The organism is Lysinibacillus sp. 10T31, assembly GCF_056394365.1.
Map to the genome: position 1 here is coordinate 1 of NZ_JBFTHS010000100.1, position 6,721 is coordinate 6,721.

General features: G+C 33.3%; 9 protein-coding genes and 2 pseudogenes. 9 read left to right on the forward strand and 2 right to left on the reverse strand.

What is annotated here, in order from left to right:
• The 9 genes and pseudogenes from AC1DCY_RS26470 to AC1DCY_RS26510 form a co-directional block, all read left to right on the forward strand.
• A partial coding sequence (locus tag AC1DCY_RS26470; RefSeq protein ID WP_477355511.1) for an ATP-binding protein occupies positions 1-94 on the forward strand: 94 nt, incomplete at its 5' end.
• Between the two features lie 98 nt (positions 95-192).
• A pseudogene (locus AC1DCY_RS26475) lies at positions 193-849 on the forward strand (tyrosine-type recombinase/integrase); the annotation flags it as partial.
• Positions 830-1,063, forward strand: a pseudogene (locus AC1DCY_RS26480) (DUF6262 family protein); the annotation flags it as partial. The pseudogenes AC1DCY_RS26475 and AC1DCY_RS26480, both read left to right, overlap by 20 nt.
• A 116-nt stretch (positions 1,064-1,179) precedes the next feature.
• Positions 1,180-1,344, forward strand: coding sequence for a hypothetical protein (locus AC1DCY_RS26485; RefSeq protein ID WP_477355491.1), 165 nt, complete (start codon positions 1,180-1,182; stop codon positions 1,342-1,344).
• Positions 1,345-1,487: 143 nt separating this feature from the next.
• Positions 1,488-1,787, forward strand: a complete 300-nt coding sequence (locus AC1DCY_RS26490) for a DUF2089 family protein (RefSeq protein WP_477355494.1) — start codon at positions 1,488-1,490, stop codon at positions 1,785-1,787.
• The gene (locus AC1DCY_RS26495; RefSeq protein WP_477355496.1) at positions 1,787-2,086 is read left to right on the forward strand and encodes a hypothetical protein; all 300 of its coding nucleotides are present in this window, start codon (positions 1,787-1,789) and stop codon (positions 2,084-2,086) included. The genes AC1DCY_RS26490 and AC1DCY_RS26495 overlap by 1 nt, the downstream gene beginning before the upstream one ends.
• Before the next feature lie 167 nt (positions 2,087-2,253).
• Positions 2,254-2,424, forward strand: a complete 171-nt coding sequence (locus tag AC1DCY_RS26500; protein ID WP_477355498.1) for a hypothetical protein — start codon at positions 2,254-2,256, stop codon at positions 2,422-2,424.
• Positions 2,425-2,952: 528 nt separating this feature from the next.
• Positions 2,953-3,423 (forward strand): GbsR/MarR family transcriptional regulator, encoded by a 471-nt coding sequence (locus tag AC1DCY_RS26505; RefSeq protein WP_477355501.1) that lies wholly within the window; start codon positions 2,953-2,955, stop codon positions 3,421-3,423.
• A gap of 11 nt (positions 3,424-3,434) precedes the next feature.
• On the forward strand, positions 3,435-4,256 hold the full coding sequence (locus AC1DCY_RS26510) for an alpha/beta fold hydrolase (RefSeq protein WP_477355503.1): 822 nt from the start codon (positions 3,435-3,437) through the stop codon (positions 4,254-4,256).
• Between the two features lie 242 nt (positions 4,257-4,498).
• Here AC1DCY_RS26510 and AC1DCY_RS26515 read toward each other — a convergent pair whose 3' ends face one another.
• On the reverse strand, positions 4,499-5,701 hold the full coding sequence (locus AC1DCY_RS26515; RefSeq protein ID WP_477355505.1) for an IS110 family RNA-guided transposase: 1,203 nt from the start codon (positions 5,699-5,701) through the stop codon (positions 4,499-4,501).
• 270 nt (positions 5,702-5,971) lie between these two features.
• Positions 5,972-6,499, reverse strand: coding sequence for a GrpB family protein (locus AC1DCY_RS26520; RefSeq protein WP_477355508.1), 528 nt, complete (start codon positions 6,497-6,499; stop codon positions 5,972-5,974).
• Positions 6,500-6,721 lie beyond the last annotated feature (222 nt).

Here is a 6,721-nt window from a genome sequence, read left to right on the forward strand (position 1 = left end):
GATTTTAGATCGTATTTTACATCACGCAAGCGTTGTCACAATCGTCGGTGATTCATACCGATTAAAGCATCATTTAACCTCGGAAAACGAGTAATTTTGTACATCCTTAAACGAGCAAAAATGTACATATTGGTGTTGACATTTATAATGTAGTAAGGTCTTCCGCTATGGGTTAAAATTTAGGGGGATGTTATGAGGGTACAAGAAGTTCTTATTGAGGATAACAAAAAGAGATACATATTACTAGATCGCGGGGGATTCCCCGTGATGCCAGTTATGAAGTATATAAAGTATTTAGATAATACTAGAAAAAGCCCTAATACTCAAAAAACATATTGTTATTCCTTGAAGCATTTTTTCACCTACTTAGAAAAAGTGAACAAAGATTATCGTTATATTAGGTTAGAAGATTTAGTAGATTTTGTGGGGTGGTTAAGAAGGCCATATGAGAGTTCGAAAGTCACTCCCCTTCAGAAAGCAGCAGTAGCAAAGCGAACGGAAAAAACAATTAACCTTACCATTACAGTCATAGCAAATTTCTATGACTACCTTTATCGGAATGAAGAAGTGCAAAATGACATGATGGAAAAGCTGATGAAACAAGTATTTACAGGGGGACACTCCCATTACAAAAGTTTTTTACATCATGTAAATAAGGACAAGCCATCTATCAGAAACATACTGAAATTAAAAGAGCCACGAAAAAAAGTAGACACACTCACAAAAGAACAAGTGCAGCAAGTGTTAGAAGCAACCACCAATATCCGAGATAGATTCTTAATTCAACTGTTATTTGAAACGGGATTGCGTATTGGAGAAGCTCTCGCTTGTTTCAAAAGCAACCTTATATAACAATAAGGACTTTCGTTCGAGAATTGAAACATTACGAAATCAGCAATCACAAGTACCTACACCAAAACAAGTGAAACGAGAAATGAACGAAAACAATAAAGATGCCCTCATTGCATCTCTAAAAAGAAAAAATCTAAAGTTAGAAGGAGAAAACAAGCAATTAAGGGAACAACTGAAAGTTACTTACGCAGAAGTTTATAAGAAGTTATGAGGGAGAACGTTATTCTCCCCTTATTGTTCAACTAACGGAGCAGTTACTTCAAGAAGAGGACATTGTGTTTAATGACATTTTTTAAAGGACATACCCTCTTAAAGGGAGGTATTTGTATGTTGAAAAAGATACTGATTATTGCTGGAATTATAGTGGAAATAGCATTATTTATCCTGTTAATTAAATTCTCAGTAGCTGATACTGCTGATGCAAATAAAGAGAAACAAAAACCCTTAATTACTAAAGAAGAAAATAATTCCACAAAACAATTGAATAAATGAAACCTAGCATTAGCCCAACGAAAAGTTACTCCGTTTTAAAAAACAGTTTAGCTTAAAATGACCTTAAAAATAAATGAATAATGTTAATGATTACTTGAATTTTATTTAATTATTGTTTAACATTATTGAAAAGGAGGGGTAATATGAACCGTGATGAAGTACCAGCTTGGATTTTGTCTTTAGATAATGAATCTGTTGAATTTATAAGAAAATTTATTATAAATTCTGGGTCTTTAAAGAACATATCTAAAATTTACGGTGTATCATATCCGACTGTAAGAATTAAATTAGATACATTAATTAAAAAAATTGAACTGAACAGCAATACTGAAGACGTGGAGTTTGTAAATATGATTAAAAATTTGGTAATTGATGAACGGTTGAGTTTAGAAACGGCAAAAATGATTATTGATAAATATAAAAGCGAAAGGAATGATGAATAATGGACCCAATTTATAAATGGATAATAGCCATTTTAATAGCTATTGCAATAATAGGAGTTCAATCTTTTTTATCTAGAAGAGCTAACGCTTACTTGGGAGCAATTGTACCTATTCTGTATTTAGTTTTTATTTTCGGATGGTGGGTCAATAAAACGGGGAATGTCAATACATCTTCACTCATTAAGGTTGCAGTTGCTGGTACGCTGTTTTTATTAGGAACTTGGGCAAAAGGAAGGGAATCTCTAAAAAATAAAAGAAAGAAAGAATTGGAAAAAATGAAGTTACATGATATTCATTAATAAATACAAAGTTTAGGGAATGTTTTGATCAAACTTTCTACAAGGTATGCTCTTATTTGAAATAAAAGGATAGACAGCTTTAAAGGTGTGGCTACCAATTTTCTTGATATATACCTATATTGAACAGGGTAACAGAAAAAATTCACGATAAATATGTGGGGGTTGATATGAGAACTACTTCAAAGAAAGAATTGATGATAAGGGTTGTAGGGGATGAAGAATATTATAATTCCGTAAAAAAGGATATGGAATCCATTGCAAAAAGTGTAATCAAATCCTCATCTTTAAAAGACCATAAATTTAGCAAGGATTTTAATGGAAATTCCCAAAGATTATGAGGTATTTATAAATATCAGCACTAACGACCAAAAATCCATTATAATTCATACATCAATAAAAAGTTCTGATAAAGATGCGCATAAGTTTTCATTGAAAATTGAAGATACTGTAGGTAAAATTTTACACTCTAAAGAACTAAATAAATTAAAATATTAGATGCCAACGGTCAAATAATAAATTAGTCAACTCGGCATCTATTTTTATTAAACTCCCATGAAAGAACTTAATCATCTTTCATTATCTGTGGTGAAGTGCTTATTTTTGCGCTTCATGGATGGCTAACGGGGTGCTTTAGTAAAAGAAGAAAGGGTTCTACATATTAGTCATATCTAATATGTAGAACCCTTTAACTTTTTTATCTTTTTTAAAATTAGGTCTTGATAAATTATAAACGTCGAGACTTTGTTTTAAATCTACATTAAATCGGAAGAAATTTCAGGTTGATAAAAGTAGTTATTGCCTTCTTAAGAATTTACATTTAATATGTTTAATGTATATTAAATTCATTAAATGCAAGGGGCGTAAACGTGGAAAAAATAATATTAAGTGAAGATCAGAAAGCATTAATAGAGGATTTTGGTACTTATATAGAATTGACAGGTGGTGCAAGGTCACTAGGAAAGATATGGGGATATTTATTGATATCAGGTAATCCAAAATCACTCGATGATATGGTGAACGATTTGCAAATTAGTAAAGGGATGGCCTCGTTGTCTGTTAGACAGGGTGTTCAAATTTCTTTGTTTCGTAAAGTAGGGATATCCGGTAGCAAGCGAGACTTTTATCAACTGCATACAAACGCCTGGGCTTTGTCTTTGAATACTAACATTATACAGGGAGAGATGATGTCTCAATATTTACATAGAGCGAAGAAATTAGTTCTCACAGAACGAGCTGAATCATCAATCGATGAAAGTATTGAGTTTTTCGAATTTGTGAACGAGCAGATGAAGAAAATTTTAGAACAATGGGAAGAACGAAAGAGTAGTACAAAGTAGGAGGATGCAATATGCCAAAAGTTAATGCAAACGGTATCACTATTCATTACGAAATGAAAGGTCAGGGAACGCCAATACTTTTTTTGCATGGTAGTGGATCATCTTGGAAAATGTGGGAACCCCAATTTGAAGCATTCTCATCACGCTATCAGATGCTTATGCCCGATTATCGAGGACATGGTGAAACGACAAAGGAGTTTCCTAATAATGAATATAATCATCATATCATTGTGGAGGATATCAAATGCTTTCTCGATATGTTGGGAATTAATAAAATTCATATTGTAGGTGTATCACAAGGCGGACAATTGGCTACATTGCTTGCAATAAAATACCCAACATATGTAAATAAGCTCGTTATTTCTAATAGTTATAGTGAAATGCCTACTATTGCCGCAAGTTGGGTATTGTCAATTTCAAATTTTATATTCAGTTTAATTCCTTACGATACAATTATAGATCTGATGATGAAATTTTATAAGGATGATCCTTATACTCAGCGGGTTTTAAGAAAGTCTTTTTCAATTGATAAAAAGACGCTTCTTGCGATGAAGAAGGCGCCGTTTCCAACCCATACCAATCAATTGCATCAAATACAGTCACCTACGCTTGTAATGGGAGGAGAAGGTAAAGTAATAACAGGCGTTGATGAAGGGAAAGGGTCAAGAACTATTTTTAACCATATTCAAAATGCAAAACTAGCACTTTTCAAAAATGCATTCGATCCATTAAGTACTATGCGTCGAGACATCTTTAATGAGATGATTATTGATTTTTTAGAGGATAAACCTTTGAAACAATATAATGATGTAGCTATTTTTAGTAAAAAGTAATAACGGAAACAAGAAAACAAAGAGTGTAAATAAGTTAGTTGAATAGCAACAATCTTTTCGAAAACAGCCTTTCTCAAAGATTGTTGTTTCTGGTTTGTCTATCTTCTTCAACTAAACCAGCTAATAGCTTGTCAATTACTTTCAATAAATAATTATTTTATATATGCTATACTGTTTTTGGACATACCAAATAACCCTCCATATATATGGAAGGTTATTCCTAAAATAGTCAGTGTTGTACACTAAGCTATATCAAGGAAGAATTCTTTTCTCTTTAATAATGCATAAACCCAGTGAAGAAGCTTATTAATACAAGCAACTAACGCAACTTTTGAAGGTTTTCCTTCTGACCGTTTCTTGTCATAAAACTCTTTGAGTTTTTTATTTCTAGAGCTTCTAATTCCACACAAAACAGCTAAATATAAACCGTGCCTTAGCCTACTAGAACCACGTTTAGTAATCCGATTCGTTGTCGCTGTGAATTTGCCCGACGAATAAACACTCGGATCAATTCCAGCGTAGGCCACCAATTTCTTAGGGTGATTAAACCGATCAATTTCCCCAATTTCAGAAATAATCGTTGCAGCGATCTTTTCACCGATTCCAGGGATTGATTGGATAATCTTATATTCTTCTATTTCACTTGCCAGGGATATCATTTGGCACTCTAATTCCGAAAGATGTCCTTGGTAATGAAATAGGATATCAATATACATGTTCAAATTAAATAAGTGACTTTGATACATCACCCTCTGAAAAGGATTTTGATTGGCTGAATCTATCAATCTTCTTGCCTTTTCCCTTGCCCATAGGGCAGAACGACTCGGACAATACTCACGTATACTATTTGATAGATCATCCTCGTTAGATTCTAGAACTTTTTCTGACGTTGGATATTCTTTCAATATCAACAAAGAGACTTTAGAAAAAAGGTCTCCAAAGACTTTTCTATATTCAGGGAAAACCTGATCCAAAATAGTATGAAATTGCAGCTTAGCCTCCACATACATATTTGTTATAATCTCCTGTTGTCTCGATAGATTACGAAGATTTAGAAGCTGAATCCCTCTCATTTTATAAGGTGTAAATTCCTCTTTGTAATAGAGAACACATAATTGATAGGCGTCGAAGGCATCTGTTTTTACCTTTCTTAAACTTGACTTCTTTGCTTGATAAGAAATGATTGGATTTAACAAAATATAAAGTATTTCATTTTCTTCTAAGCATTGAATAATCGGTGTATGATAATGACCTGTTGATTCTAAAATGACAACAGGCTTACTCCCTGTTATCGATCTAATCTCTCCTAAAAACCCTAAAAGCTTGTCTAACTCTTCACGATTATGCTTAATTGAAAAATTTTCACCATATGGCTTTCCTTTTTCTAAAAAAGCTTGTACTTCACTTTCTTCTTTAGCTACATCAATACCCACTACTGGGTTCATTTTTTCTCCTCCTACAACGTATTCACCAGTAACCCCTATTTCCTCCAAGTAGTATTATAGCTTCGCTTGTTATACGAGATCTAAGTCCCAACCAGCCTCAAACATATTTCTACAAGTAGGGGGTGAACAGTTTACTTGACGGGATCAATGTCCCACGCCCCCGTACGTTCTACCCTGGCTACCAATAGATTAAATCTAAATAAAAAAAGTTCAACCAGAAAGTTCTGGCTGAACTATATAATACGAAGCACCCGTTAGCTTAACAAGAAATTATTTTCTTTTCTCATAGATTCCTTTTACGAATTGTTCCTTAAAATCTGTGTATTCATTGATCCCACCATTTTTCTCACCAATAAATTTCATTTTCAGTTCTCTGTACTCTTCCCTTGCTGTTTCGTTTGAATTTAAGTAGTTCCTAAAAAAGATTAGATTTTTCCAGAGTTCTTTGTTGTATTCTACTAAGTGGATAAAGTGTGTCTTTTCTACGTAAGTATCATCATTAAACTTCGCAAGTACAATTTCATTAGGACGTTCCACTTTTAGTTTTAAAAAAACAGCTTCCTTTAACCCTTGAAATATCGATTTATCAACATTTGAAATATCATCAACACCAACGACTAAATCCAATATTGGTTTGGCAACGATATTCTGTATGGCTGTGCTACCAATGTGTTCAATTCTATTCTCTTGAATTGACGTTGCATTTAGAATATCCTGTTTCACCCTAAGAAACTCTTTTTTCCACTCATCACAATGTGCTTCTAACCTTACCTCATCTCGTTTTAATCCTAATCTCATTTAGCCACCTCACTTTCAATATAGTTAACTAATTCGTTCTATTATTTCTTTATCCTTCTTAAACTAAACTGCTTCGTTCGTATTATAAGGTCAACCAGATATTTCTGGTTGATCATTTTTAAAATGGTTTTATTATAGCAGTAGCCAGGGTAGAACGTAACTGCTCGTGGGGCTTGACCCCGTCAACTAAACCGTTCGCCCCCTACTTGCAGAAACATGATT

Bases quoted from the DNA above. Each gene is read 5' to 3' on its own strand.
- AC1DCY_RS26515 (WP_477355505.1), bottom strand. From the start codon at position 5,701: ATGAACCCAGTAGTGGGTATTGATGTAGCTAAAGAAGAAAGTGAAGTA.
- AC1DCY_RS26520 (WP_477355508.1), bottom strand. From the start codon at position 6,499: ATGAGATTAGGATTAAAACGAGATGAGGTAAGGTTAGAAGCACATTGT.
- AC1DCY_RS26500 (WP_477355498.1), top strand. From the start codon at position 2,254: ATGAGAACTACTTCAAAGAAAGAATTGATGATAAGGGTTGTAGGGGAT.
- AC1DCY_RS26510 (WP_477355503.1), top strand. From the start codon at position 3,435: ATGCCAAAAGTTAATGCAAACGGTATCACTATTCATTACGAAATGAAA.
- AC1DCY_RS26495 (WP_477355496.1), top strand. From the start codon at position 1,787: ATGGACCCAATTTATAAATGGATAATAGCCATTTTAATAGCTATTGCA.
- AC1DCY_RS26485 (WP_477355491.1), top strand. From the start codon at position 1,180: ATGTTGAAAAAGATACTGATTATTGCTGGAATTATAGTGGAAATAGCA.
- AC1DCY_RS26490 (WP_477355494.1), top strand. From the start codon at position 1,488: ATGAACCGTGATGAAGTACCAGCTTGGATTTTGTCTTTAGATAATGAA.